Annotated in this window: 23 protein-coding genes; 4 read left to right on the forward strand and 19 right to left on the reverse strand. The window is 70.7% G+C overall.

Features of this window, described 5'->3' with window-relative positions:
• Positions 1–78: 78 nt before the first annotated feature.
• Both AC6CH0_RS01440 and AC6CH0_RS01445 read right to left on the reverse strand, forming a co-directional pair.
• Positions 79–1,023, reverse strand: a complete 945-nt coding sequence (locus AC6CH0_RS01440; RefSeq protein ID WP_498097865.1) for an N-acetylmuramic acid 6-phosphate etherase — start codon at positions 1,021–1,023, stop codon at positions 79–81.
• 142 nt (positions 1,024–1,165) lie between these two features.
• A complete protein-coding gene (locus AC6CH0_RS01445; protein WP_498097867.1) occupies positions 1,166–2,419 on the reverse strand; it encodes a hypothetical protein in 1,254 nt (417 codons plus the stop codon).
• Between the two features lie 100 nt (positions 2,420–2,519).
• Here AC6CH0_RS01445 and AC6CH0_RS01450 point away from each other — a divergent pair, with 100 nt between their 5' ends.
• From AC6CH0_RS01450 to AC6CH0_RS01460, 3 genes are all read left to right on the forward strand, one after another.
• Positions 2,520–3,053, forward strand: a complete 534-nt coding sequence (locus AC6CH0_RS01450) for a hypothetical protein (protein WP_498097869.1) — start codon at positions 2,520–2,522, stop codon at positions 3,051–3,053.
• The gene (locus tag AC6CH0_RS01455) at positions 3,050–3,679 is read left to right on the forward strand and encodes a DUF1684 domain-containing protein (protein WP_498097871.1); all 630 of its coding nucleotides are present in this window, start codon (positions 3,050–3,052) and stop codon (positions 3,677–3,679) included. Before AC6CH0_RS01450 ends, AC6CH0_RS01455 begins: the two co-directional genes overlap by 4 nt.
• 314 nt (positions 3,680–3,993) lie before the next feature.
• Positions 3,994–5,565, forward strand: coding sequence for a DEAD/DEAH box helicase (locus tag AC6CH0_RS01460; protein ID WP_498097873.1), 1,572 nt, complete (start codon positions 3,994–3,996; stop codon positions 5,563–5,565).
• A 102-nt stretch (positions 5,566–5,667) separates the two neighbouring features.
• Here the strand turns inward: AC6CH0_RS01460 and AC6CH0_RS01465 are convergent, their stop codons facing one another.
• The 17 genes from AC6CH0_RS01465 to AC6CH0_RS01545 form a co-directional block, all read right to left on the reverse strand.
• The gene (locus tag AC6CH0_RS01465; RefSeq protein WP_498097875.1) at positions 5,668–6,078 is read right to left on the reverse strand and encodes a VOC family protein; all 411 of its coding nucleotides are present in this window, start codon (positions 6,076–6,078) and stop codon (positions 5,668–5,670) included.
• A 10-nt stretch (positions 6,079–6,088) separates the two neighbouring features.
• On the reverse strand, positions 6,089–6,529 hold the full coding sequence (locus AC6CH0_RS01470) for a helix-turn-helix transcriptional regulator (protein WP_498097877.1): 441 nt from the start codon (positions 6,527–6,529) through the stop codon (positions 6,089–6,091).
• Positions 6,530–6,608: 79 nt separating this feature from the next.
• A complete protein-coding gene (locus AC6CH0_RS01475; protein ID WP_498097879.1) occupies positions 6,609–8,102 on the reverse strand; it encodes an aldehyde dehydrogenase (NADP(+)) in 1,494 nt (497 codons plus the stop codon).
• Between the two features lie 61 nt (positions 8,103–8,163).
• Positions 8,164–9,165, reverse strand: a complete 1,002-nt coding sequence (locus AC6CH0_RS01480) for a proline racemase family protein (protein ID WP_498097881.1) — start codon at positions 9,163–9,165, stop codon at positions 8,164–8,166.
• 28 nt (positions 9,166–9,193) lie between these two features.
• On the reverse strand, positions 9,194–10,111 hold the full coding sequence (locus tag AC6CH0_RS01485; RefSeq protein ID WP_498097883.1) for a dihydrodipicolinate synthase family protein: 918 nt from the start codon (positions 10,109–10,111) through the stop codon (positions 9,194–9,196).
• A 52-nt stretch (positions 10,112–10,163) separates the two neighbouring features.
• On the reverse strand, positions 10,164–11,678 hold the full coding sequence (locus AC6CH0_RS01490) for an FAD-dependent oxidoreductase (RefSeq protein WP_498097885.1): 1,515 nt from the start codon (positions 11,676–11,678) through the stop codon (positions 10,164–10,166).
• On the reverse strand, positions 11,675–11,998 hold the full coding sequence (locus tag AC6CH0_RS01495; RefSeq protein ID WP_498097887.1) for a (2Fe-2S)-binding protein: 324 nt from the start codon (positions 11,996–11,998) through the stop codon (positions 11,675–11,677). Before AC6CH0_RS01495 ends, AC6CH0_RS01490 begins: the two co-directional genes overlap by 4 nt.
• The gene (locus tag AC6CH0_RS01500) at positions 11,998–13,182 is read right to left on the reverse strand and encodes an NAD(P)/FAD-dependent oxidoreductase (protein ID WP_498097889.1); all 1,185 of its coding nucleotides are present in this window, start codon (positions 13,180–13,182) and stop codon (positions 11,998–12,000) included. Before AC6CH0_RS01500 ends, AC6CH0_RS01495 begins: the two co-directional genes overlap by 1 nt.
• Positions 13,183–13,304: 122 nt before the next feature.
• Entirely contained in the window at positions 13,305–13,976 is a 672-nt protein-coding gene (locus tag AC6CH0_RS01505) for a GntR family transcriptional regulator (RefSeq protein ID WP_498097891.1), read from the reverse strand.
• Positions 13,977–14,015: 39 nt separating this feature from the next.
• Positions 14,016–15,494 carry an aminopeptidase P family protein gene (locus tag AC6CH0_RS01510; RefSeq protein WP_498097893.1) on the reverse strand — a complete coding sequence of 493 codons (1,479 nt, stop codon included), beginning with the start codon at positions 15,492–15,494 and terminating at the stop codon, positions 14,016–14,018.
• Positions 15,491–16,846, reverse strand: a complete 1,356-nt coding sequence (locus AC6CH0_RS01515) for an alpha/beta fold hydrolase (protein ID WP_498097895.1) — start codon at positions 16,844–16,846, stop codon at positions 15,491–15,493. Before AC6CH0_RS01515 ends, AC6CH0_RS01510 begins: the two co-directional genes overlap by 4 nt.
• Positions 16,843–17,691: an ABC transporter ATP-binding protein gene (locus tag AC6CH0_RS01520; protein WP_498097897.1), complete on the reverse strand. Its 849-nt coding sequence runs from the start codon at positions 17,689–17,691 to the stop codon at positions 16,843–16,845. Before AC6CH0_RS01520 ends, AC6CH0_RS01515 begins: the two co-directional genes overlap by 4 nt.
• The gene (locus tag AC6CH0_RS01525) at positions 17,688–18,548 is read right to left on the reverse strand and encodes an ABC transporter ATP-binding protein (RefSeq protein ID WP_498097899.1); all 861 of its coding nucleotides are present in this window, start codon (positions 18,546–18,548) and stop codon (positions 17,688–17,690) included. The genes AC6CH0_RS01520 and AC6CH0_RS01525 overlap by 4 nt, the downstream gene beginning before the upstream one ends.
• Positions 18,545–19,540 carry an ABC transporter permease gene (locus AC6CH0_RS01530; protein WP_498097901.1) on the reverse strand — a complete coding sequence of 332 codons (996 nt, stop codon included), beginning with the start codon at positions 19,538–19,540 and terminating at the stop codon, positions 18,545–18,547. The genes AC6CH0_RS01525 and AC6CH0_RS01530 overlap by 4 nt, the downstream gene beginning before the upstream one ends.
• Entirely contained in the window at positions 19,540–20,499 is a 960-nt protein-coding gene (locus tag AC6CH0_RS01535) for an ABC transporter permease (RefSeq protein ID WP_498097903.1), read from the reverse strand. The genes AC6CH0_RS01530 and AC6CH0_RS01535 overlap by 1 nt, the downstream gene beginning before the upstream one ends.
• 4 nt (positions 20,500–20,503) lie before the next feature.
• Positions 20,504–22,201, reverse strand: a complete 1,698-nt coding sequence (locus AC6CH0_RS01540) for an ABC transporter substrate-binding protein (RefSeq protein WP_498097905.1) — start codon at positions 22,199–22,201, stop codon at positions 20,504–20,506.
• Between the two features lie 43 nt (positions 22,202–22,244).
• Positions 22,245–24,233, reverse strand: a complete 1,989-nt coding sequence (locus AC6CH0_RS01545) for a glycoside hydrolase family 127 protein (RefSeq protein ID WP_498097907.1) — start codon at positions 24,231–24,233, stop codon at positions 22,245–22,247.
• Positions 24,234–24,454: 221 nt separating this feature from the next.
• On the opposite strand from AC6CH0_RS01545, the gene AC6CH0_RS01550 reads away from it, so the two are divergent.
• The gene (locus tag AC6CH0_RS01550; RefSeq protein ID WP_498097908.1) at positions 24,455–24,958 is read left to right on the forward strand and encodes a GNAT family N-acetyltransferase; all 504 of its coding nucleotides are present in this window, start codon (positions 24,455–24,457) and stop codon (positions 24,956–24,958) included.
• The last annotated feature ends 15 nt before the right edge of the window (positions 24,959–24,973 follow it).

The following is a 24,973-nucleotide window of genomic DNA, read 5'->3' on the forward strand; positions in this document are numbered from 1 at the left end:
GGCGCGTTCGATGCAGATGACGCCGCTCGACGGCAGCGCACATCAGACCCACCGGACGCGTCACGCGCGTCGGACGCGTCACGCGCCCCGGGCGGGCCGCAGCGACGCGAGCGCATCGCGCACGGAGTCGACGTTCGCGCCGAGCGCCGAACGCGCGCTCACGACGTCGACCCCCGCGAGGTGCGCGACGATCGCCGTCTTCAGCTCGCCGTCGGCCTCGGCGAGCACGCCCCGGGCGGTGTCGACGTCGAGGCCCGTCGCCTCCACGAGAATGCGCACGGTGCGTCGGCGCAGCTTGTCGTTCGTGGCGACGACCGACACCATGAGGTTCGACCAGGTGCGGCCGAGCGCCACCATCAGCGCGGTGGAGAAGCCGTTCAGCACGAGCTTCTCCGCGGTGCCGGCCTTCAGCCGCGTCGAGCCGGTGATCACCTCGGCGCCGGTGTCGAGCACGATGTCGCGATCGACCAGGCCGCCGAACGCCGAGTTCGGATTGCACGAGACGAGCGCGGTGTAGGCCCCGGCCTCCTTGGCCGCCGCGAGCGCCCCCCCGACGTAGGGAGTGTTGCCCGATGCCGCGAGGCCGATGACGAGGTCGAGCTTCGTGAGTCCTGCGGCATCCGTCCGACCCGCGTCTGCCGAGTCCTCGGCATCCTCCACCGCGCGCACGAGCGCGGGCGGCCCCCCGGCGAGGTGCGCCACTACGACGCCCTCGTCGAGGTTGAACGTGGGCAGCAGCTCGGCCGCGTCGAGCACGCCCAGCCGGCCGGAGGTGCCGGCGCCGAAGTAGTGCACCGCGCCGCCGCGGCGCACTCGCTCGGCCGCCTCCTCGACGAGGACTGCGAGGTCCGGCAGCGCCCCTGCAACGGCGTCGACGGCGATGCGGTCGTGGACGTTCAGGAGTCGGAGGAGTTCTTCGGTCGAGGCGTCGTCGAGACCGACCGATTCGGCGAGCCGCCCCTCGGTGGGCGAGGAGTCGAGTTCGCCGATCGAACCGTCGGCATGTGAGGGGGAGCGTGTCATGGAGCGAAGCGGTCCTTTTCAACCTGCGGGGCGAAGCGTGTTTCCGTCAGTATGGACAAAATTCCCGAAGAATGAAAGTCGTGTGAATATTTTTTCCGAGCCGGGCACCGTCGATCGGGCGCCCGTTCGTCGCCGGCCGCGCTCAGCGGCCGCGGTAGAGCGCCAGCGCCTCGGCGTCGCTCGCCCGTGATGTCGCCCGTCGCGCGGCATCGAGCGCCGCGACGGGATCGGGCTCCTGGTGGGCGATGACGAGCTGCCGCTCGGCCTCGGCGAGCCGGGTCCTGGCATCGGCACCGACGGCGTGGCCGCCTCGCTCGATCGCCGCCCGGGCGACCCGGAGCTGGCTTTCGGCGATGGCGATCGCGCCGCCGAGCGCTCCCCGCGCACCGTCGAGCCGACCCTGCGCGTTGCGTGCGGCAGCGCGAGCGACCTCGAGGCGGTCGCGGCACGCCCGCAGCCGGTCGCGGTCGGCGAACGGGTCGCCCACCAGGCTCGTGCGGCCGGCCATCGCCGCCGACCCATCGCCGACCGCCGAACCGAGCGTCGCTGCCGCGTCGGGATCGTCGTGGGCGTCGCGCTCGCGCCGGGCCGCCACGAGCTCGGCATCGAGCGCGGTGGCCTCCGCCGCGGCATCCGCCTGGGCGGCGGCGAGGTGCAATTCGACCCGATCGATCTCGTCGAGGTCGCGAGCCGCCCGGTCGAGCTCATCGCCGGCGACATTCAGCCGATCGGCGGCCGGCTCGGTTCGGGCGAGACGGGCCTCGGTGTCATCGAGGGCGGCGCCGGCCTCGGCGAGCGCGGCATCCACCCGGACCACAGCACCCTGCGCCTCGGCGAGCGCCGACGGTGCGAACCGTGTGGCCAGGCGGCCGAGCATGGCATCCGCCTCTGCGCGGCGACGACCGAGTCGCTCGGCCTGCCGTCGGAGCGTCGGCAGCTCGGAGTGCGCCCCGCGCTCGAAGCGTCGGCGCGACGTGATCGAGGTCTCGGCCTCGTCGAGCGCTCCGATCGCCGAGGCGCAGAGCCCCTCGATGCGGGCGCTCCACGTGCGGCGCTCGGCTGCGGTGTCGGCCTCGGCGTCGTCGAGTCGCTGCTGCAGGATGAAGGCCTCCCGCATCCAGCCTCGCGACCGCTCGAGCGCGACGCGCAACGCGGCGACCTCGTCGGTGCCGAACTGCGCCTCCGCGAATGCGAGTTCGCGCTCGGCGTCGCGCACGGCGTTGTCGGCCTGAACGATGAGCCCCTTCGCCCGCACCTCGGCCGCCGCCCCGGCGGTGAGCGCGGCGCGTTCCCGGCGGGCACCCCCTCGGCGAAGCGCCGACACGCCGGCGATGAGGGCCGCTGCGGCCGCGGCGAACACGACGAGGGAGGGCAACCACCAGAGTCCGTCGGGCATGAGCGGGAGTCTAGGCCTTCGGGGTAGCCGCGCGCCGTGCGTCGGCTCGGAGTCCGGCGCGGCGCTTGGCAGCGGCATCCGACCGCCCTACCCTCGGCTCATGCGGGTGCTTCTGAAACTCACGCTCGATTGCACTCCGGATGCCGCGTGGCGGGCGCTCCGGAGCCCGGCAGTGCTGCGCGAGGTGGTGGCGCCGTGGCTCGACTTCGACTCGCTCGAGGCAGGCGGGCTGCCGACCGTGTGGCCCGACGGGCCGCACCGCCTGCGGGTGCTCGCCTTCCGTCGCTACCCGATGGGTGAAGAGCGGGTCGACCTCAGCAGCCCCGGCGGCCAGCCCGCCGGAGTGCGGATGCTCCGCGACGCCGGTGGCGCCGAGACGGGGCCGTTCGCCCTGTACGAGCACTGGGACCACCGCATGGCGATCTCCGCGCTGCCCGACGGCCGCACCCTCTATCGCGACCAACTGCTCGCGAGCGCGGGGGCCGCCGACCTGCTCGCCTGGTACCCGACCTGGGCGTTCTGGCAGTGGCGGGGCATGCGGCTGCGGCAGCTCGCGCCGGGATGGCGATACGATCCGCCGGGAACGGCCGACGCCCACGTCGACACTCCGGTCGAGCCGGGAGGTGCAGCATGACCGACAGCATCGGAGCCCTGCAGCTCGCCGACTGGCGACGGCGCGTCTTCGGGCTCTACTCGGGGGTGCGGCAACTCAGCGTGCACTCGCCCGAGGCCGGCCACGAGCTCTGGAAGTCGGCGCGGGACGAGCTCTTCGCGGGGCATCCGCAATCGCCGCTGCTGCCCGACGACCGCGCCCGGTTCACGGGCCTCACCGTGGCCAGGTACGACCCGGACTGGCGTTTCGAGCTCGAGGTGCACCGCCCCGACGAGCCGATGCGGTTGAGCATCGACAGCGCGACCGACGGCGTGATCCCGTTCTCGCTCGTGGGTGCGGTGCGCATCCCGTACCTCGGCACGCTCGACGTGTGGCGGCTCACGGGGTACGGCGGCGGACTCTTCGTGCCGGTGAAGGACGCGCTCGCCGGTGCGCCCGGCGGCACCTACGGCGGCGGACGGTACCTGCTCGACACCGTGAAGGGCGCCGATCTCGGGCCGGGCGCCGAGCCCGACACGATCGTCGTCGACTTCAACTTCGCCTACAACCCGTCATGCGCCTACGACCCCTCGTGGTCGTGCCCGCTCGCCCAGCCGGGCAACACGCTGCGCCACGACGTGCCGGTCGGCGAGCGGATGCACCGCTGACCCGCTTGCTCGACGCCGCAACGACGTGAGCGGGCGAAGACACGCCGTGCACGGGCGCCGGGAGGGCGTGTCTGCGCCCATTCAGGGTGTGCGCAGGGGCATCCGCTACACTCAAGTACGGCGAGCGCGATGACCGCGCCGCCTGCGTCGTAGAAACGCTTCCGGGCACTGCACCTCGTGCGGTGGCCCGTTGACTCTCATACGGCGAACGGATGCGCCGACCGGCGCCTTCGCCAAACACCCACCGCCGGGTCGAGAACCCTCCGCAACGCGGAGCTCGAACCCAGCGGTGTGCTCTGCCCTGAAAGGCACCAGTGACCGACATCACCTTCAGCACGCTCGGCGTGCCAGCTCCCCTCGTCGCGGCCCTCGCCGCCGATGGCAAGACCACCGCGTTCCCGATCCAGGTCGACACGCTGCCCGACACGCTCGCCGGACGCGACGTGCTCGGCCGCGGCAAGACCGGCTCGGGCAAGACCATCGCCTTCGCGCTGCCCATGATCGCGCGCCTCGGCACCACGCTCGCCGGCGGCCGTCGCCGCCCGGGCCGCCCGCTTGCGCTCGTGCTCGCTCCGACCCGTGAGCTCGCCACCCAGATCGACGCGGTGCTCGCGCCGCTCGCCGCCGCCTACGACCTGAAGACCACGACGATCTTCGGCGGCATCAGCCAGAAGCGCCAGGTCGACGCGCTGCGCGCCGGCGTCGACATCGTCGTCGCCTGCCCCGGTCGCCTCGAAGACCTCATGAAGCAGGGCTTCGTCACGCTCGACGCGATCGAGATCACCGTGCTCGACGAGGCCGACCACATGGCCGACCTCGGCTTCCTGCCGGTCGTCACCCGCATCATGGACAAGACCCCCTCCGGCGGCCAGCGCCTGTTGTTCTCGGCCACGCTCGACAACGGCGTGGACAAGCTCGTCAAGCGCTTCCTCCACAACGAGGTGCTGCACTCGGTCGATGAGGCCACCTCGCACGTCGCCGCGATGACCCACCACGTGTTCGAGGTCGCCGACGTCGACGCGAAGAACGACCTCGTGAAGACGCTCGCGAGCGGCACCGGCCGCCGCATTCTCTTCATGCGCACGAAGCACCACGCGAAGAAGCTCGCGAAGAAGCTCACCGACCAGGGCATCCCCGCGGTCGACCTGCACGGCAACCTCTCGCAGCCGCAGCGCGACCGCAACCTCGCCGCGTTCTCCGACGGCACGGCCAACGTCATGGTCGCCACGGATGTCGCAGCGCGCGGCGTGCACGTCGACAACATCGAGCTCGTGATCCACGTCGACCCGCCCATGGAGCACAAGGCGTACCTGCACCGCTCGGGTCGCACCGCCCGCGCCGGCAGCGAGGGCGACGTCGTCACGATCAGCCTGCCGTCGCAGAAGCAGGACCTGAAGACGCTGCTCCGCAAGGCCGCGATCACGGTCACCCCGCAGCAGGTCACCGCGGTCTCGCCCGCCGTCACGAGCCTCGTCGGCGACGTCGCTGCCTACGTCAAGCCGTCGCCCCGTGCCGCGGTGCAGCAGCAGGGTGGCGGCGGTCGCTCGCAGGGCGCCAACGCCCAGCGCAAGCGCGCAGCTCGCGACGAGCGCGGCGGCGAGGCCCGCACGGGCGCCGGTGCCGGTCAGAGCCGTGGCCGCGGCCGCAGCCGCAGCGGCGAGGGGCAGTCGGATGTCGCCGGCGCACCGCGCCGCGACCGCTCGGGTCGCCCCGCCGAAGCGCGCGCCAACGCCCCCAAGCAGGGTGGCGGCCAGGGCCGTGGCGCGCAGACGACCGGCGCGCAGCGCGGGACGTCCGCTCGCTCCGGCGGCAAGCAGCCGCTTCGTGTCGGCAGCCTCGTCTCGCCGTCGGCCGGCGGACGCGGCAACCGGCGCGCACAGGGCTGACGCCCGATTCCGCAACTGAACGGCCCCGACGAGTTCGCTCGTCGGGGCCGTTCGCGTCTGCCCGGTGTCCGCGGCCCAGGCAGGTGCGGGATGCGGCTCCGGTCAGGCCGCGGGGGCCTGGGCGATGCGGACGGTGTTGCCCGAGGGGTCGCGGAACGCGCAGTCGCGCGGACCCCAGCCCTGGTCGATCGGCTCCTGCAGCACCTCGGCACCCGAGGCCCGCACGGTCTCGAAGGTGGCGTCGACGTCGTCGGAGCTGAAGACGAACAGCGGCAGCACCCCCTTGGTGAGGAGCTCCTGCAGGGCGTCGCCGTCGGCCTGCGACCGGCCGGCGTGCGGCACCGACAGCACGAGGCCGAGGCCGGGCTGGGCCTCGCTGCCCAAGGTGACCCAGCGGTACTCGCCCGAGGTCACGTCGTTCTGCACCTCGAGGCCGAGCGCGTCGCGATAGAAGCCGAGCGATTCGTCGACGTCGTTGACGGTGATGTTGGTGTACTGGAGTGCGATCGTCATGGCTTCGACACTATGCCGCGGTGCCGTCGGTCGCTTCTCCGATCCTGCTCGATGCCGGGCGTGCCGGTCGGGTGAGGGTTCTCGCGACGAACGGCGGCATCGCCTTGACCGCTTCGTGCCCGCGGCGCCGGTACTCGGTCGGCGTCTCGCCGACGATCTCGGTGAATCGCGAACTGAACGACCCGAGGGACGTACAGCCGACCTGCATGCACGCGTCGGTCACGCTCACGCCGGCCCGCAGCAGCGCCATCGCGCGCTCGATCCTGCGGGTCATCAGGTGGCTGTACGGCGTCTCTCCGTACGCGGCGCGGAACTGGCGGGAGAAGTGCGCAGGCGACATGAGCGCCTTCTCGGCCATCGTCGGCACGTCGAGCGGCTTCGCGTACTCGCGGTCGATCAGGTCTCGGGCGCGGCGCAGGTGCGCGAGGTTCTCGAGCTCCTGCGGCGTCATGGATTCACGGTAGCACCGGGATGCGCGGCCGGAGAGGGCGGCAGCGACCCCTGCGCCGACCGCGCCCGCGCCCGCAAGCTCACCCGACCGGGATCGACGCCCCCCAGCGTGCCGACTCCCCCGCTGGCGAGAACGTCTGCGGCACGCCCCATGGGTTCGCGGACCGCAGCGGGGCCGGCAGCAGCTGCTCCGTCGCGCCCTGATAGGCGACCGGGCGCAGGAAGCGCGTGATCGCCGCCGTGCCGACCGACGTCGACGAGTCGTTCGTCGTCGCGGGCCACGGCCCGCCGTGCTGCATCGCGGGCGTCACTGCGACGCCCGTCGGCCAGCCGCTGAAGAGCACCCGGCCGGCGTGCTCGGTGAGCACGCGCACGAGCGCTCGCAACGGGGCATCCGCTTCGCCCGACGCCGCGTGCACGGTCGCCGTGAGGTTGCCCTCGAAGAGCGTCGGCACCCGGTTCGCGAGGTCGGTGCCCGGCGCGTATTCGACGAGCACCGAGAGCGGCCCGAAGGCCTCGTCGAGCAGCACATCACGACCGGCCACGAGGTCGTCGAGCGCGACGGCGACGACCGTCGGAGTGGCCCAACCCTGCCCGTCGCCGTCGATCTCGATGCCGCCTTCCGCGACCACGCGCACGCCCGGTGCGGCGAGGATCTCATCGCGGCGCGCTCGATAGCCGGCGGCGATACGGGGATTCAGCAGGCGGTGGCGGTCGACGGATGCCGCGGCATCCGCGATCTCGCCGTCGAGACCGTGCCCGGCCGGTACGAACACGAAGCCCGGCTTGGTGCAGAGCTGTCCGGCCGAGCCTGCGACGCTCGCGACGTAGCCCGCGGCGATCTCGCCGCCGCGTTCGTCGACCGCGCCCTGGGTGACGAAGACCGGGTTGACGCTGCCGAGCTCGCCGTAGAACGGGATCGGCGCCGGGCGTGCGGCCGCGATGTCGGCCAGCAGCCGGCCCGCGGGGATGGAGCCGGTGAAGGAGCCGGCCTTGACCCGCGGATCTTTGAGGATCGCGACGCCCTCGGCCTGGCCGGTCACGAGCTGGAACACGCCGTCGGGCATGCCCGCAGCGGCGAGCGCCGCCGCGACGACCTCGGCGGTGCGGCGGGAGAGTTCGGGATGGCCGGAGTGACCCTTCAGGATGACGGGGCAGCCTGCGGCGAGCGCAGCGGCGGTGTCGCCGCCCGCGACAGAGAACGCGAACGGGAAGTTCGAGGCGGCGAAATTCACGATGGGGCCGACGGGCACGAGGTAGCGGCGCACGTCGGGGCGGGAGCCGAGCACGAAGTCGGGGTCGGCCGCGTCGATGCGCACGTCGAGGTAGGCGCCGTCGACGATCGTCTCGGCGAAGAGGCGCAGCTGCACCGCGGTGCGCGTGAGCTCGCCGCGCAGGCGCGCCTCGGTGAGCCCGGTCTCGGTCATGGCGATGCCGACGAGCTCGTCGCGGTGCGCCTCGAGCGCGTCGGCGACAGCGGCCAGCGCGGCTGCGCGCTCGCGCGGGTCGGTGTCGGCGAACGGGACCGCTGCTGCCGCAGCGTTCGCGGCGATGGTGTCGAGGTCGTGCGTCATGTGTCTCCTGGGGTACGTGGGCGGTCAGGGCTGCGCCGGTCGTCGAGCACCGGCGAGCCGCTCAGAACTGGAATCCGGTCGGGAACGGGTCTGCGGGATCGAGCGAGTACTGGGCCGTGCCGGTCACCCAGGCGCGGCCGGTGATGGTCGGGATGACGGCGGGCCGACCGTCGACCTCGGTCTCGGCGATGAGCCGGCCGATGAACCGGCTGCCGATGAACGACTCGTTCACGAAGTCGGTGTCGAGCGCCAGTTCCCCGCGGGCCCAGAGCTCGGCCATGCGGGCGGAAGTGCCCGTGCCGCACGGCGAGCGGTCGAACCAGCCGGGATGGATCGCCATCGCGTGGCGCGACAGCGTGGCATCCGACCCCGGCGCGATGAACTCGACGTGGTGGCAGTGATCGACGCCGTCGATGAACGGATGCCGCGGCGGCGCGGTCTCGTTGATCGCCGCCATGATCGCGAGACCCGCAGTGATGATCTCCTGCTGCCTGGAACGGTCGAACGGCAGGCCCACGGCATCGAGCTCGACCATGGCGTAGAAGTTGCCGCCGAACGCCATCGAGTAGGGCACCGTGCCGTACCCCGGCACCTCGATGGCGGTGTCGAGCGCGTCGACGTAGCTCGGCACGTTCTCGATCGTCACCGAGTCGGCGTGACCGTCGGTGACGGTGACCCGAGCGACGACGAGCCCCGCCGGGGTGTCGAGTCGGATCTCGGTGACGGGCTCGACGACCTCGACCATGCCCGTCTCGACGAGCACCGTCGCGACGCCGATCGTGCCGTGACCGCACATCGGGAGGCATCCGCTCACCTCGATGTACACGACGCCCCAGTCGCAGTCGGGGCGGGTCGAGGGCTGGAGGATGGCACCGCTCATCGCGGTGTGACCGCGCGGCTCGTTCATGAGGAAGAGTCGCAGCTCGTCCATGTGCGCCATGAAGTGCAGGCGCTTCTCGTTCATCGTCTCGCCCGGGATCACACCGACGCCGCCGGTGACGACGCGCGTCGGCATGCCCTCGGTGTGCGAGTCGACCGCAGAGATCATCCGCTTCGAACGCATGTCGTCCTCCTCCAGCCCGCTCGGGCGCCTAGCGGCTCGCGATGTAGTCGAGCGCCTTCTGGGTGTCTCGACGAACTCGTGCCTCGTGCTCGGCCGAGAGCGGGCCGCGCGGCGGGCGGGTCACTCCACCGTAGCTCTGCCCGGCGACGTCGATCGAGAGCTTGATGGCCTGCACGAACTCGGTCTTGGAGTCCCAGCGGAACACGGCGACGAGGTTCTTGTAGAGCTCGCGTGCCTCGTCGATGCGACCGGACTTCACGAGCTCGTAGATCTCGACGGCCTCCTTCGGGAAGGCGTTCGGGTAGCCCGCGAACCAGCCGGTCGCGCCCACCACGAGCGATTCGAAGAGCAGGTCGTCGGCCCCGGCGATCACGTCGATGTCGCAGAGCTCCTGGATCTCGAGCACGCGGCGGATGTCGGTCGTGAACTCCTTGATGGCCACGACGTTCTCGAGCTCGAAGAGCTCGGCGACGAGGTGGGGCGTCAGGTCGACCTTGGTGTCGATGGGGTTGTTGTAGAGCATGATCGGCAGGCCCACCTCGTTGAGGCGCGAGTAGTGCTCGATGACCTCGGCGCGGTTCGCGCGGTAGATGGTCGGGGGCAGTGCGAGCACGCCGTCCGCGCCGTCCTCCTTCGCGTACTCTGCCCACTGCACCGCCTGGTGCCAGCCGACGCCGTGCACGCCCGCGACGACGAGTCCGCGGCCGGCAACGGTCTCCACTGCGACCTGGATCACCGTGCGGCGCTCCTCGTCGGTGAGGCTCGAGTACTCGCCGAGGGAACCGTTGGGGCCGACGCCGCGGCATCCGTTCTCGATCAGGAAGTCGCAGTGCGCGGCGAACTTCTCGTAGTCGACGGCGAGGCCTGCAGGCGCCGAGGGGTCGTCCTTGAAGGCGAGGGTCGTGGCGACGACGACACCGCCGAGGTCGAACTTCTGGGTGGTCATGGGTGCCCTTTCTGGACGCTGGAGGTGGTGGTGACGATGAGGTTCGATGGGGTCACTCGGGCGGGAGGCCCGCGGCGAGCTCGCCGAGACGCACGGGCGAGGCGATGGGGCGGCGATCGGTCGTTGCGACTGCCCGCCGGTCGAGCGGGCCGCCCGCGGCCGTACCGAGACCCGCCGCCCCGCCCGCATCGATCAGCTCCTCGACCGTGCGCCCGCAGACCCGGCCCTGGCAGATGCCGAGCCCGGCGCGGGTCGTGAGCTTCATCGAGCGGAGCCCGCTGCCGCACGTCTCGGCTGCGGTCTCGCGGAGGCGCCCGAAGGGCACTTCCTCGCAGCGGCAGACCACGGTGTCGTCGTCGAGCCAGGCGGTCCAGCCTGGCCGTATGCCGTGCGCCGCCTCGATGCGGGCGGCGAAGCCGGTGAAGGTCGAGCGCGCGCGGCGTGCCCGGCGCACCGAGGCATCCGCCGCCGACCCACCCGCCGCGCAGTGGCCCGCGAGCTCGCCCTCGGCGAGCGCGGCGTCGACCCCGCCGATACCGGTGATCTCACCGGCGGCGTAGACCCCGGCCACGCTCGACTGCTGCGAGGCGTCGACCTCGACGAACCGTGTCGGGGAGATCGCGCAGCCGGCGGCGATGGGGAGTTCGAGACGCGGAGTGAAGCCGTGACTGACGCACACGGCGTCGGCGGCGATGCGCCGCTCGGTGCCGGGGACGGGCCGCCAGTTCGCGTCGACCCTGGCGATGGTGACGGCCTCGACGCGATCGAAGCCGTGCGCGGCGATCACGGCGCGCCCGGTCGAATACGGAATGCGGTGGCGCAGGTGCTTGCCGACATAGCCTGCGAGTTCGCCGCCCTTCTTGGCGGCGCCGAGCAGCTGCCACGGTTTCGGCAGCCAGCCGCGCACGAGTGCTGCGACCCGGTTCGCCTCGACGACGCCGAGCACCTTCGCGCCGGTCGCGGCGAGGGATGCCGCGACGGGAAGCAGGAACGGACCGGCTCCGGCGACGACGACCTGCTGGCCGACGGCGACGCGCTCGCCCTTGGCGAACGCCTGCGCCGCCCCTGCGGTGAAGACGCCGGGCAGGTCCCAACCCGGAAAGGGCAGGGTGCGGTCGTGCGCGCCCGTGGCGAGCACGAGTGCGTCGGGCAGGAACACCCGCGCGTCACGGCGGCTGCCATCGGGCGCGCCGACGAGGGCGTGCACGGTGACGGACGCGACGGCAGGCGCAGGCACGCGCGCCTGCGTCGGCGTCGGCGCCGGTGTCGGCGTCGGCGTCGGCGTCGGCGTCGAGGCATCGGCTCGTTCGATCGCCCAGACCTGCGCGCCCATCACGATCTCGCACTCGGGGTCGGCCTCCAGCGCCGCTCGCATCGCGGTGAAGCGTTCCCAGCCGTGGTGGAGCACGCGCTCGTTCGCCGAGGGGCGCTCGGCGGGCAGGTGTCGCCAGTACTGGCCGCCCGGTTCGTCTGAAGCGTCGAGCAGTGTCACGGATGCCCCGCGCGCCCGGGCCGCGAGCGCGGCGGCGAGTCCGGCGGGGCCGGCGCCCACGACGACGACGTTCATCGGCGCACCTCGGGCAGCTGGTCGTGCTGGCTCTCGACGACGTCGCCATCGCTCGCCCGACGCTGGCACGCGCGCACATCGCGCTCGCCGTTGACGGTGACGATGCAGTCGAAGCAGATGCCGATGCCGCAGAAGAGCCCGCGCGGGCGGCCATCGACCGAGGTGCGCCGCCACGCGAGCCGACCGCTCGCGAGCACCACCCCGGCGATCGTCTGGCCGGCGACCCCGCTGACCGACTCGCCGTCGAGGGAGATCTCGAGCGACCCGCTTGCCGAGGGCCGGATCGGGTCGGACGAGGCAGGCAGCAGTCGCGCGCCCATCACGCCACCGCCTCGAGGTGCGGCGCGAGCGAGGCGCGGCCGAGGCCGAACGGCGTCGCGTCGATCGCCGTGTCACGCCCGAGCAGCTCGGCGACGAGCAGCTCGGCGGTCGCGAGTGACAGACCGATGCCGGCGCCCTCGTGCCCACTGGCGTGCCAGAGGCCGGGCGCACGATGGTCGGCGCCGATGACCGGGAGATGATCGGGCATGAACGGCCGGAACCCGCCGTAGCTGCGCATGATGCTCGCACCGGCGAGGAAGGGGAAGAGTCGCAGGGCCTTCGCCGCGATCTCGCGGAGCACCTCGACCCGCAGGCGGTCGTCGAAGCCGATCTGCTCGCGGCTCGAGCCGATCAGCACCGTGCCGGCCGCCGTCGACTCGACCACGCTCGAGGTCTGCAGCGCGGCATCGCCCGACTGGGTCGCGCCGAAGTAGTCGCCGTCGTAGACCTTGTGGAACACCCGGTGCGGCATGCGCGTGGTGACGAGCACGTTGCCGCGGCGAGGCCGGACGGGCAGGTGCACGCCGAGTTCGGCGGCGACCTCCCCCGACCATGGGCCGGCCGCGACGACCACCGCCCCCGCGGGCATGTCGCCGGCGCTCGTGCTGACCCCGGCGACGCGGCCACGCGCGTCGCGCAGGGCACCGGTCACGGTGACGAACGGCCGGATGTCGGCGCCGTGGTTCCTCGCCGAGGCGAGCAGCGCCTCGGTCGCGATGACCGGCTGCACCTGCGCGTCGTCGGGGTAGTGCACGGCGGCGGTCATCTCGGGGTTCAGGTGCGGTTCGAGCGCGAGGGCCTCGTCGACCGAGACGGGAATGGCGTCGACGCCCGCGGCACGCTGTGAAGCGGCGAAGTCGAGGAGCGGGTCGGCCCCGTCGTTCGTGGTCGCCACGACGACGCCGCCCTTGCGCTCGTACTCGATGCTCGGGAAGGCGGTGCCGAGCTCGTCGGCGAGTTCCTCCGCGAGGCCCGGCCAGAGAGAGGCGGCGTACTGGGCGAGCTCGAGCTCGGCGCCGGGCCCCTTGTCGGAGACGAGCAGGTTCCCCTCGCCTTTCGCGCTCGTGCCTGAGGCCACTGCGTCGCGGTCGAGCACGGTGACGCGAAGGCCCGCCTGGGCGAACGCCCGCGCGCACGCGGCGCCGACGATGCCGGCTCCGACGACCACGACGTCGTTGACCATGGCGCGCTCCCTTCCCGTTGGATCGATCGTATCAGTAATATGTCACACATTGCGAGATGGAATGCCGGCTACCGAGCCGCCGTTGCCGCGCCCCGCCACGTGCGCCCGCGGCATCCGCTCGGCTACTCGGCTTCGGGATTTCCCGCCCACCATCCGAGCGTGTGGTGGATGTGCCGGTGCATGAGTTCGCGCGCTCCGGACGCGTCACCGGCCGCGAGCAGGCGCAACAGCTCGAGGTGCTCGGCCGCCGACTCGTCGAGGCGTTTGGTCTCGAGCATCGCGGAGAGGCCGACGAGCCTGGTGCGCGACCGCAGGTCGGCGACCGTGTCGACGAGCAGGCGATTGCCGAGCATTCGGGTCAACGTCAGGTGGAAGTGGACGTCGGCCTCGAGGTAGCTGCGGAGGTCACCGGTGCGCGCACCGACGACGATCTGCTCCGCGAGCTTCGTCAGAGCCGGCAGCTCTGCCGCCGGGAATCGCCGCGCGAGTTCCTCCATCGCCGGCGGCTCGAGCAATTGGCGGACCTCGACGATCTCGCGCAACACCTCGGGGCTCACCGTCGTGACCCGGAAGCCCTTGTTGCGTACCGGCTCGACGAACCCGCGCCCCTCGAGGTCGAGCATCGCCTCGCGCACCGGCGTCGCGGAGACGTCGAACTGCGACGCGAGCGTCGGCACGGTGAGCAGCGTGCCCGGCGCGAGCTCGCCGGAGATGATCGCCGCCGACAGTGCCTGCTCCACATGTGCGCGCAGGCTCTGCTGCTGCTCGACCGGACGAATCGCGGTGACCCCCATGGCGGTTCCGACCTCTCTCATCGATCGCGGACGACGCGACTAGCGCGACCGCATCCACTCTTCGAGGCCGACGGCATCGATCGGCAGGGCATCCGAGAGCACCTCGGATCCGCCGGTGGTGACCAAAATATCGTCTTCGATGCGAACTCCGATGCCACGCAACTCCGGGGGCACCGTTTCGTCGAAGGCATGGAAGTACAGACCGGGCTCGACCGTGAGCACCATGCCGGGCTGCATCCGGCCCCCCTGGTACGCCTCGTAGCTCGATCGGGCGCAGTCGTGCACGTCGAGACCGAGGTGGTGGCCGATGCCGCACACGAGATATCGGCGGTGGTGCTGTCCCTCCGGGGACAGCGCCTCGTCGACCGAGACGGGCAGCAGCCCCCAGTCGGAGAGGCCCGTCGCGATGACCTCCATCGACGCCGTGTGGAAGTCGATGAAGTCCCGCCCCGGGCGCACCGCGGCGAGACCGGCCCGGTGCGAGCGCTCGACGAGATCGTGCACCGCCCGCTGCGCCGTGCTGAAGGTGCCGGATGCCGGGAAGGTTCGCGTCACGTCGGCGGTGTAGTACGCCCGCGTCTCGACCCCCATGTCGAGCAGCAGCAGCTCGTCGGGCTTCACCGGTCCGTCGCAACGCACCCAGTGCAGGGTCGGCGCGTGCTCGGCCGACCCGACGATCGTCGAATAGCCTGGGCCGTTGCCGAAGGTGCGCGCGTGGCGGTCGAACGTGCCCTGCAGCCAGCGCTCGCCGCCGAGTGCGATCGCGTTCGGCACTTCGCGGATGACGCTCTCGAACCCGCCGATCGTCGCGTCGACGGCGCGGCGGAGCTCGGCGACCTCCCACTCGTCTTTCACCATGCGGAGCTCGGCGAGCACCCGACCGAGCTCGGGCGAGCGGCGCAGGCCCGCGAGCGCCGCGTGCTCGGAGTTCATGGTGCCCGTCACGAGCGGCTCCTGGCCGCGGCCGACCGTCTCGGCGAGCCGCGCGAGCGGCTGCACCTCGATGCCGAGCGCGCCCGACCAGTCCCCCATATCGGGTGCAGCGCCGACCCAGAGCTCGCCGTGCGCGGCGTTTCCGAAGAAGTCGGGGTCGCCCGGATATGCCGGCGACGGCAGGAACAGCGTCGCGTCATGGCCGCTGCCGGCCGGGGTCAGCACGACGACGGCGTCTTCGGCGGAGCATCCGCTCAACCAGAAGAAGTCGCTGTCGGGCCGGAAGTCGTAGTTCGTGTCATTCGCCCGCACCGGCGCGCGCCCCGCGGCGACCACGATCGTACGACCCGGAAGGGCCGCGCTGAGGCGCGCCCGGTGCGCGGCGGATGCCCCGGCCACGCCGGGCTCGACCGGCGGGGTGCGATCGGGGGTGCCCCAGCCGGTGCTCATGTACTCGAGGAACGCGGGCACCTCGCGCAGGCGCGGCAGCCGTGGATCGCGGGTCGCGGGCGCCGGCATCGACGACGCGGCCGTCGTCGAATGGCCGTGCCCCGCGGGCGCCGTTGTCGTCTGGGTCTCCGTCATGCTGTCCGTCCGTTCGTCTGGTGCGTCTGGGTCGTCTCGTGCGTCTGGTCTGCCCGGCCCACGATCGGGCCGCCCCGCTCGGCGACGAGTTGCACGAGCCGTGGAAAGACCCGGGCGGAGCCGATGCCGTCGTGTTCGTACTCGTTCGTCACCCAGACCTGGGTGTTGCCGACGTGTTCGGCCGTGGCGAGCTGCAGCCCGGCATCGACGTACATGTCGTCGTGGTAGACCGCGGCCGCGAGCGGCACCTCGTTGGCGGCGAGTCGATCGAGGTCGTAGAGCGCGCTCCATTCGGTGCGCTCCGCGAGGAGTTCGACCGCAGCCTCGAACGGCGCGAGTGCACGGATCTCGCGGAACATCCAGGGGTACATCATCTCCCCGGTCATGAGCAGAGGCCGGGCCGTCTCGGCGAACTGCGGCAGGCGGTCGCGCTCGGCCTGTGCAGCCCACCCCGTCGCCCCCGTCTCCGACGAGGCGTAGATCGACTCCTGCATGACCGCGAAGAGCGGATTGTCGCTGTACGAGCTGCGCGCCTCCACCTGCGCGAGGAACGCCTCGGTGAAGTCGTCGGATGCTCCGGCGAAGGCCTCGTCGATGAGGAAGTGCATGCGCTCGAACCCCGGCTTCATGCCGTAGTCGATGCCGAGGCTCTGGAAGCGGCGCACCGTGAGTGCGTCGCCGCCGGGCAGCACCACGTCGCCGGCCGCGAGGCGGTCAGCGATGCGCGACATCGTCGCGACGTGATGCGGGTACCGGCGGGAGAACTCGCGATTCTTCGCTTCGGTGCGCGGATAGGTGCGGCGATACACCTCGGCCGCGTCGGGCTGCACACTCGCGAGCCCACCCGTGACGTAACTCGCGGCGAGGCCTTCAGGCGCGTGCGAGAGGTAGCTCAGCGTGATGAAGCCGCCGTAGCTCTGCCCGAGCGTCGACCAACGGGCTCCCCCGAACACCGTCTTGCGCAGGTGCTCGGCGTCGGCGACGATCGAGTCCGCGCGGAAGCAGGCGAGGTAGTCGGCCTGCGCCGCCGCGTCCCCGACGGCCGAGATGACCGCGCCGTCGATTCGCGAGCTCCGCCCGGTGCCCCGCTGGTCGAGCAGCACGACGCGATGTGTCGCCAACGCTGCACCGACCCAGCCGTCGGGGCTGGTCGGGCGCGGCCCCTTGCCGCCCGGGCCGCCCTGGAGGTAGACGAGCACCGGGAGCTCGTCACGTCGTTTCACGGGGTCGACGAGTTCGCGGGCGAACACCGTGATCGTGTGCGTCGCGGCCTCGTCGAACCAGTCGAGCGGCACCTCGACGAGATGATCGCGCACGTGCATTCCGGGGAGGGTGTACTCGGCCTGGATCATTCGACGGCTCCTTCCGCGGCGAGCATGCGCACTCGCTCGAGCTCCCATTCGGGGTTGATCTGCGGCACCGCGGCGAGCAGCGACTTCGTGTACTCGTGCTGAGGGTGCTCGAAGATCGTGTTGCGGTCGCCCTGTTCGACGATACGGCCCCGGCTCATCACCGCGACGGTATCGGCGATCTGACGGACGACCGCGAGGTCGTGGGCGATGAAGACGTAGCTGAGGCCCAGTTCGGCCTGCAGTTCGTTCAGGAGGTTGATCACGCGAGCCTGCACCGAGACGTCGAGGGCAGACACCGCCTCGTCGCAGATCACGAGCTTGGGGCTCACCGCGAGGGCCCGGGCGATGCCGATGCGCTGCGCCTGACCGCCCGAGAACTGCGCGGGGTAGCGCTGGGCGTGGTCGGGATTCAGCCCGACCCGTTCGAGCAGTTCGCGGACGAGCGCCCGCTTGCCCTGCTTCGGGGTGATTCCCTGGTACTCGAGCGGCGCCGCGATGATCTTCTCGATCGTGTGCCTCGGGTTCAACGAGGAGAACGGGTCCTGGAAGACGACCTGCACGTTCGACCGGAATGCGGCGAGCGCCCTGCCGCTCGCCTTCGTGACGTCGGCGCCCTCGAACTCGAGCATGCCCTCGCTCGGGTCGATGAGCTTCGCGACGATCCGTGCGGTCGTCGACTTGCCCGACCCCGACTCGCCGACGATGCCGAGCGTCTTGCCGAGCGGCACCTCGAAGCTCACGTCGTCGACGGCGGTGAAGCGGGTCTTCCCGGCGAAGACGGCGCCGTCGCCCCGGGTGACGAAGACCTTGCTGACATTCCTCGCGGTGAGGATGCTCTCGCTCATTCGCTCGTTCCCTTCAGCCGCTCGAACGGATCGTCGATGCGCGGCAGGGCCGCGAGCAGCGCCCGCGTGTAGGGCGCCTGCGGTCGTGAGAAGATCTGCTCGGCCGCGCCGCGCTCGACCTCCTCGCCGTCCTTCATGACGAGCACCTCGTGCGCGACCTGGCTCACGACCGCGAGGTCGTGGGTGATGAAGATCATGCCGGTCCCGGTTTCGCGCTGCAGCTCGGCGAGGAGCTCGAGGATCTGCGCCTGCACGGTCACGTCGAGTGCGGTCGTCGGCTCATCGGCGATCAGCAGCGCGGGCTCGAGGCACAGCGCCATGGCGATCATGATGCGCTGGCGCATCCCGCCCGAGAACTGGTGCGGATAGTGATCGACCCGCCGCGAGGCATCCGCGATTCGTACTCGCTCGAGCGCCTCGATCGTGACGTTTCTGGCGTTCTTGCTGCTGCCGCCGTTGTGCGCCCGATACGCCTCAGCGATCTGCAGGCCGACCGTGTAGTAGGGGTTCAGCGACGAGAGGGGGTCTTGGAAGACCATCGCGACCTTGTCGCCGCGAACCCGCCGCATCTCCCGGTCGCTGCGGCCGAGCAGTTCGTGACCGTTCAGCCGGATGCTGCCGGTCGCCGTGCCGCCGCGCGGCAGCAGCCCCATGACGGCGAGCGAGGTCATCGACTTGCCCGAGCCCGACTCGCCGACGATGCCGAGCGTGTCGCCCGACTCGACGCGGAACGAGGCGTCCTTCACGACCTCGACCGGCCCAGACGAGGTCGGGAACGTCACCGTCAGGTGCTCGACCTCGAGGAGCGTCGACCCGGGGATCGGGATGGAGATCGTGCGTGGTGATGAGAGACTCATGCGGACTTCACTCTCACTCTCGGGTCGAGGTAGGTGTAGGCGACGTCGACGAGCATGTTCGCGATGACGACGAGCGCGGCGGCGAGCAGCGTGACGCCCATGATCACGGGCTGGTCGTTCTTCGCGATCGAGTCGGCGGTCAACTTGCCGACGCCGTTGAGCCCGAACACCGTCTCGGTGATGAGCGCCCCGCCCAGGAGGCCCGCGAAGTCCATGCCGAAGAGGGTCACGACGGGCGTGAGCGAGGGCCGGAGCGCGTGCCGTCGCAGCACGAGCGGTGCATCGAGTCCCTTGGCGCGGGCGGTTCGCATGAAGTTCTGGCCGAGCGTGTCGATCACGTTGGTGCGCACGATGCGCGAGTACATCGCCGCGTAGCCGAACGCCAGCACGAGCCAGGGCATGAGGTAGGACTGGAACCACAGCAGCGGGTCTTCGGCGAACTGCACGGCCTGCGGGAACGGCAGCCAGCGCAGCTGCACGACGAGCACGTACTGCAGCAGCAGGGCGACGAAGTAGTTCGGCAGGCTGATGCCCGCGAGCGCCGTCATCATGACGCCCTTGTCCCAGCCGGTGCCCTGCTTGACCGCACTGAGAAGTCCGCCGCCGATGCCCGCGAGCATCCAGAGCACCGCGGCGCCGACCGCGACGGTGACGCTCACCGGCATGCGCGAGGTGATCATGTCGGTGACGGGCTCGTTCGTCTGGAAGCTGAAGCCGAGGCACGGCGCAGCGCACTCGATGGCCGCGGCACCCTCGCCGTAGGTGCGCCCGGTGAAGATGCCGGTGAGGAACTGCCAGTACTGCTGCCAGAACGGCAGGTCGAGTCCCAGCTGGGAGCGGATCTGGTCGATGCGTTCCGGGGTGCAGGTCTTGCCGCAGATCTGCACGGCGGGGTCGGGCGAGAGCAGGAAGAAGATCGCGTACGTGAACAGGCTGATCAGGAAGAGGATGCCGATGGCGGCGAGGATCCTGCGTGCGAAATAGAAGAGCATTACGCGGCATCCCCCGCATCGAGCGCGGTGCGCAGGTGGTCTCCGAGCACGGTGAACGCGAAGACCGTGAGGAAGAGGAAGGTGCCGGGAATGAGGAAGAACATCGGATCGACGGCGTACCAGCCGACGGCCGTCGAGATCATCTGACCCCATGACGGCGTGGGCGGCATGACGCCGACGCCGAGGAAGGAGAGGCCGGCCTCGGTGCCGATGTAGCCGGGCACGGCGAGCGTCGCGAGCACGATGATGGTGCCCCGCAGGTTGGGCAGCACCTCGCGGAAGGCGATGCGCACCGGGCTGGCACCCGAGGCGCGCGCCGCCTCGACGAATTCGCTGTTGCGCAACGACATCGTCTGCCCCCGGATGACTCGTGCCGTGTAGGGCCAGCCGAAGATGCTCAGCACCACCACGAGGAGCACCGGGCGGTTGCCCGCCGGCAGTGCGCTGAGCAGCGCGATCATGAAGATCAGGGTCGGGAAGGCCATGAGGAAGTCCATGACCCGGGAGATGATCTGGTCGGCGACGCCCCCGAAGAATCCGGCGACCATGCCGAGCACGACGCCGAGCGTCATCGTGACGAGCGTGGCCGAGAGGGCGATGGTGAGCGACACCTGCGCGCCGTAGGCGACGCGAACGAGGATGTCACGGCCGTTGCCGGGCTCGACACCGAGCCAGTGCTCCGCGCTGATGCCGCCGAGCGGGCCGATCGGGATGCCGCCGAGATCGGAGTCGATCGCGGACTTGTCGAAGTCGTACGGCCCCCAGCCGGTGATGGCCGCGAGGAGCGGCGCACCCACCGCGAGGAGCGCGATGAGCACGATGATGCAGACGCTCACGACGACTGCAGGGGACTTCATCAGCGTCGCGATGACACGCCGGGCCGGGGTGGGGGCGCCGCCGGTCGGCAGCGCCCCCTTCGCTTCCGACTCGACGGCCAGCTCGCTGGGGACCGTCGACATCTGCTTACTGCTCCGGGTTCGCGAGCCCGACCGACACGTAGTCGATGCCGCCCGAGAAGCCCGCGTGGGCGTAGGCGCCGGCGATGTTCGAGCCGACCACCATGACGGCCTTCTCGAACAGCAGCGGCACGGCCGGCGCGAGTTCCATGATCTGCTCGTCGAGCTCGCCCCACGCGGCGTTGGCCTCGACGACGTCGGTCATCGAGCGGATCTCCGCGATGCGGGCGTTCACGGCGGGGTCGTTCAGCTGGGCGACGTTCGAGTTGCCCTTCTCGTAGATCTGCGAGCCCTCGAAGAGCGGCGGCAGGAAGGTCGCACCCGACGCCCAGTCGGGGCACCAGCCGGTGATGGCGGCATCGTGCTGCTGCGAGGTGGTGCCGATGACCTCGTAGAAGGTCGACGTGTCGATGAGGTTGAACTCGACGGTGATCCCGGCCTTGGCGAGCGACTGCTGGATCGCTTCGGCCTGCGCCTGCATCTTCGGGTTGTTCCGGATGTCGAGCACGAAGGTGAACCCGTCGGGGTATCCGGCCTCGGCGAGCAAGTCCTTCGCGGCGTCCGGGTCGCCGGCGAAGTCGTCGGAGGGGTAGAGGTCGAACTCGGTGAACCCGGCGACCGTCGGCGGCATCATCGTCGTGGCGATGTCGGCGAGCTGGCTGCCACCGGTGCCGTCCTTGACCGCCTGCTTGTCGACCGCGAGGTTGATCGCCTGGCGCACGAGGGGGTTGTCCATGCCGGGCTTCGTGGTGTTCAGCGGCATGTACGTCGTGCATCCCTGCAGGCCCTGGATCGTGCGCTCCTGGATCTCGGGCGACTGGATGCGCGCGATCGACGCGGCCTGCACCGAGCCGGCGATCGCGTTGCGGTCGTCGCCCTGTCCGGCGATCATGCGCTCGTCGATCGTGGCACCGTCGAGTCCGAAGCTCCATTCGAACGAGTCGGGATACGCGCCGCGCACCTCGTCGCTCTCCTGGTTCCAGTGCTCGTTTCGTTCGAGCACGAGGGTGCTGCCGCGCTGGTACTCCGTGACCCGGTAGGGGCCCGAGGCGATCGGCTGCTGGTCGAGGCTCGTCGTCGTCACGCCGGCGTCGGCCGGGAACGGCGTGAACGGCGCCTGGCCGACGACGGCGTCGAAGTCGGCATACGGCTGGTTCAGGTGGAACACGATGGTCTGCTCATCGGGCGTCTCGATCGTGTCGAGTGGACCGGAGATGTAGTACCCCTGGTAGTCCTCGGGCATGTCGAGCACGATCTTCGCGTACGGGGAGCCGATCGAGATCGACGGGTCGAGCGAGCGCTCGACGCCGAACTTGACGTCGGCGCTCGTGATGGGCGTGCCGTCTTCGAACGCGATGTCGTCTTTCAGCGTGTAGGTCCAGACGGTCGCATCCTCGTTGGGCGTACCGAGGGCGGTGGCGAGGTCGGGCACGATCTCGGTTCCCTCGGCGCCCTCACCGGTGCTCTGGGTCGTGAGGGTGCGGTAGATGAGCCGGTAGAAGTTGTTCACGCCGCCGTCGAATCCCTGGGCCGGATCGAGGTGCGAGAAGTCGGCGTTCTGCAGCACTCGGAGGGTGCCGCCGGCGGTCGGAGTGCCGCCGACGCCGTCACCGCCAGAGTCGGGGGCATCGGATGCGGCGCTGCAGCCGGCGAGCGCGAGCGAGCCCGCGAGCGTCAGGGCGAGGAGCGCAGTGCGTTGCTTCATTGCTGTCTTCCTTCGTGTCAGGGAATGCCGGGCGGTGCTGTGTTCAGGCCGTGCGCAACCACACGCGCATGGCCGCCGCACCGCGGTTCCCCCAGAGGTGGTAGGGAACGAGCGTTGCGGTGGTGGCGACGGATGCCGCGGCATCCGTCACCGCATCGATGCCGAGCTCGGGGTACAGGCCGCCCTCGTGGGGCGGTGCGATCCGTGCCGGCAGGGTGATGATCTGGGTGGCGTCACGACTGAACGGCGTGACGGCGTTCGGGGAGGAGACCGCGCGGTCCACGTCGGCGGGACCGACCAGCAGCTCGTCGATGGCGATGTCGTTGTCGGCCTGCTCTGCGCAGTAGACGATCGGACCCCGGGCGACGGCGACCGACCCGCGAAGCGCGTCGACGCGAGGATCCGCGCCGTGAGCGCGCACGGGCATCGGGAGATCGAACTCGATGCGATCTCCCTCGACCAGTGCCCGCTCGATGCGCAGCCATCCGGCCGGCGCGTCGACGACGATCGGCTCGCCGTTGATCGCGAGCCGCGCCCCGCGGCACCATCCGGGCACGCGCAACGCGAGGCGGTGCGCGTCGGCGGTGGCGCTCGCGACGTCGATCGTGACCCGTTCCGTCCACGGGTACTCGGTGGCGACGTCGAGGCGGAGTCCGCCGTGCTCGAGAGCGGCGCCGGTGAACTGGGCAAGGTACAGCGTGTCCTCGTCGGCGAGCGCGAGATGATCCTGCAGCTCGGACGTCCAGCGGATGATGTTCGGCGGGCAGCACGGGCAGACGAACCATCCGCGGCGCAGCAGTTCACCCTCGGGCTCGGCGCCGGTGCGCTGCTGGTGGTCGGGCCGGCGCTGCAGCGGGTTGTCGTAGAAGAACGCCCGACCGTCGTCGGAGAGTCCAGCGGCATAGGCGTTGTAGAGCACGGTCTCGAAGGCGTCGAGGTAGTTCGTCTCGCCGGTGGCGAGGTGCATGCGCCACGCCCACTGCATCGTCGCGATCGCGGCGCAGGTCTCGCTGTAGGAGCGTTCGGAGGGCAGTTCGAAGCGATCGCCGATCGCCTCGTCCGAGTGTCGGCTGCCGAGCCCGCCGGTGAGGTAGAGCTTCGTGTCGACCATGTCGTTCCACAGGCGCTCGAGGGCGGCACCGAGTGTTTCGTCGCCCCGCTCGAGCACCACGTCGGCCGCGCCGGCCGCGAGGTAGGTCATGCGCACGGCGTGGCCGGTGACCGAGTCGAGCTCGCGCAGCGGGGCGTTGTCCTGGAAGTACTCGGCGGGGAACACGCTGAGTTCGACGGTTCCGCGGCCTCGGCGATCGATGAAGAGACTCGCGAGCTCGAGGTACCGCTCGTCACCGGTCTCTCGGAAGAGTTCGACGAGCGACATCTCGACTTCGGGGTGACCGCACACGATGTCGTCGCCGTTCGGGCCGAATCGCTCGTAGGCGAGGTCGGCGAAGCGTCGGGCGACCGTGAGCAGGCGGTCGTCGCCGAGCTGCCGGGATGCCGCGACTGCCGCCTGCACCAGATGGCCGAGGTTGTAGAGCTCATGACCCCAGGCGAGGTCCTGCCACGGCTCCTTCTCGATGTCGGGCGCCTGGAAGTAGGAGTTCAGGTAACCGTCGTCGCGTTGTGCGCGCTCGATGAGGTCGACGGCCTCGCGGTAGAACTCGGCGGTCTCGCCAGAGGGCCCGGCGTCACCGTCGGTGCGGCCGAGTTCGTACGCGAGACCCTCGAGGGTCTTGAAGATGTCGGTGTCGAGGAACGGGTAGCGTCCGCGGAACGGCCGAGCAGCAGCCTCCCCATCGGGGTCGGCGATCCGGCGGAGGTTGTCGAGATTGCCCGCGCGGCGCAGTTGCTCGATCGTGTGGGGGATGGTCGCGTCGCGGTTCCTCCGCTGCCAGTCGGCCAGCGTGCCCGCCGTCAAGCGCACCTCGTCCGAGCCGAGCGCTCGGCGTGCTGTGACCGCGACGGCGACCGCCGGCCGCTTCGTCAGCGGCGAGGTCGCAGCCGTTCCCGGTTCGACGACGGTGTCTTCCATGGACGATCAGACCCTTCTGTACCGTGTGATGCATCACACTACGTCATTTTGTAGTGGGTGACATATTACTTTTCCGCAACCGCCTCCCGTCAAGCCGAATCGGCCCATCGGCCGAAGACTTCACACGACGGAAACACCCGACCGCTGACGTGTGCTGCGCACTCGATTCGGCGAACGCTGCTCGATTTCGCCGCACGCGCAAGCTGGCTTAGTCTCGGGATATGAGCACCGAAGTCGCTGCCGATGTCGTCGTCCGCCCCATCAGGGACTCCGATGTGGAGGCTCTCGGTCGCGTCCACGCGACCTGCTGGCACGAGACCTACGACCACCTGATCAGCGCCGCGGCGTTCGAGCACCTCTCCCCTCGCCGCATGGCCGAGTTGTGGAATCACTACGCCGAACGCGGCGAGGAGTACTCGCAGTTCGCCGCCCTCGTCGACGGCGAGATCGTCGGGTTCGTCGGCTCAGGGCCGGCGCGCGATGACGGCGCCCCGCGTGAGCGCGAACTCTTCTTCATCTACCTGCTCGACGCCTACCACGGCACCGGAATCGGCCAGAAGCTCTTCGACGCCGCGGTGGGCGAGCGACCCGTCTATCTCTGGGTCGCCTCCGACAATCCTCGCGCCCACCGCTTCTACGCGCGCAACGGCTTCGTCGCCGACGGTGCGGAGCAAGTGCAGCCGTTCCTCGGCGAAGAGATCCACGAGGTTCGGCTCGTCCGCTGACCTCTCCACCGGCGC

This window comes from Agromyces sp. GQ35 (assembly GCF_059758475.1).

Coding starts and splice junctions, on each gene's coding strand:
- AC6CH0_RS01440 (WP_498097865.1), bottom strand. CDS start 1,023: ATGACACGCTCCCCCTCACATGCCGACGGTTCGATCGGCGAACTCGAC.
- AC6CH0_RS01445 (WP_498097867.1), bottom strand. CDS start 2,419: ATGCCCGACGGACTCTGGTGGTTGCCCTCCCTCGTCGTGTTCGCCGCG.
- AC6CH0_RS01450 (WP_498097869.1), top strand. CDS start 2,520: ATGCGGGTGCTTCTGAAACTCACGCTCGATTGCACTCCGGATGCCGCG.
- AC6CH0_RS01455 (WP_498097871.1), top strand. CDS start 3,050: ATGACCGACAGCATCGGAGCCCTGCAGCTCGCCGACTGGCGACGGCGC.
- AC6CH0_RS01465 (WP_498097875.1), bottom strand. CDS start 6,078: ATGACGATCGCACTCCAGTACACCAACATCACCGTCAACGACGTCGAC.
- AC6CH0_RS01470 (WP_498097877.1), bottom strand. CDS start 6,529: ATGACGCCGCAGGAGCTCGAGAACCTCGCGCACCTGCGCCGCGCCCGA.
- AC6CH0_RS01475 (WP_498097879.1), bottom strand. CDS start 8,102: ATGACGCACGACCTCGACACCATCGCCGCGAACGCTGCGGCAGCAGCG.
- AC6CH0_RS01480 (WP_498097881.1), bottom strand. CDS start 9,165: ATGCGTTCGAAGCGGATGATCTCTGCGGTCGACTCGCACACCGAGGGC.
- AC6CH0_RS01485 (WP_498097883.1), bottom strand. CDS start 10,111: ATGACCACCCAGAAGTTCGACCTCGGCGGTGTCGTCGTCGCCACGACC.
- AC6CH0_RS01490 (WP_498097885.1), bottom strand. CDS start 11,678: ATGAACGTCGTCGTCGTGGGCGCCGGCCCCGCCGGACTCGCCGCCGCG.
- AC6CH0_RS01495 (WP_498097887.1), bottom strand. CDS start 11,998: ATGGGCGCGCGACTGCTGCCTGCCTCGTCCGACCCGATCCGGCCCTCG.
- AC6CH0_RS01500 (WP_498097889.1), bottom strand. CDS start 13,182: ATGGTCAACGACGTCGTGGTCGTCGGAGCCGGCATCGTCGGCGCCGCG.
- AC6CH0_RS01505 (WP_498097891.1), bottom strand. CDS start 13,976: ATGGGGGTCACCGCGATTCGTCCGGTCGAGCAGCAGCAGAGCCTGCGC.
- AC6CH0_RS01510 (WP_498097893.1), bottom strand. CDS start 15,494: ATGACGGAGACCCAGACGACAACGGCGCCCGCGGGGCACGGCCATTCG.
- AC6CH0_RS01515 (WP_498097895.1), bottom strand. CDS start 16,846: ATGATCCAGGCCGAGTACACCCTCCCCGGAATGCACGTGCGCGATCAT.
- AC6CH0_RS01520 (WP_498097897.1), bottom strand. CDS start 17,691: ATGAGCGAGAGCATCCTCACCGCGAGGAATGTCAGCAAGGTCTTCGTC.
- AC6CH0_RS01525 (WP_498097899.1), bottom strand. CDS start 18,548: ATGAGTCTCTCATCACCACGCACGATCTCCATCCCGATCCCCGGGTCG.
- AC6CH0_RS01530 (WP_498097901.1), bottom strand. CDS start 19,540: ATGCTCTTCTATTTCGCACGCAGGATCCTCGCCGCCATCGGCATCCTC.
- AC6CH0_RS01535 (WP_498097903.1), bottom strand. CDS start 20,499: ATGTCGACGGTCCCCAGCGAGCTGGCCGTCGAGTCGGAAGCGAAGGGG.
- AC6CH0_RS01540 (WP_498097905.1), bottom strand. CDS start 22,201: ATGAAGCAACGCACTGCGCTCCTCGCCCTGACGCTCGCGGGCTCGCTC.
- AC6CH0_RS01545 (WP_498097907.1), bottom strand. CDS start 24,233: ATGGAAGACACCGTCGTCGAACCGGGAACGGCTGCGACCTCGCCGCTG.
- AC6CH0_RS01550 (WP_498097908.1), top strand. CDS start 24,455: ATGAGCACCGAAGTCGCTGCCGATGTCGTCGTCCGCCCCATCAGGGAC.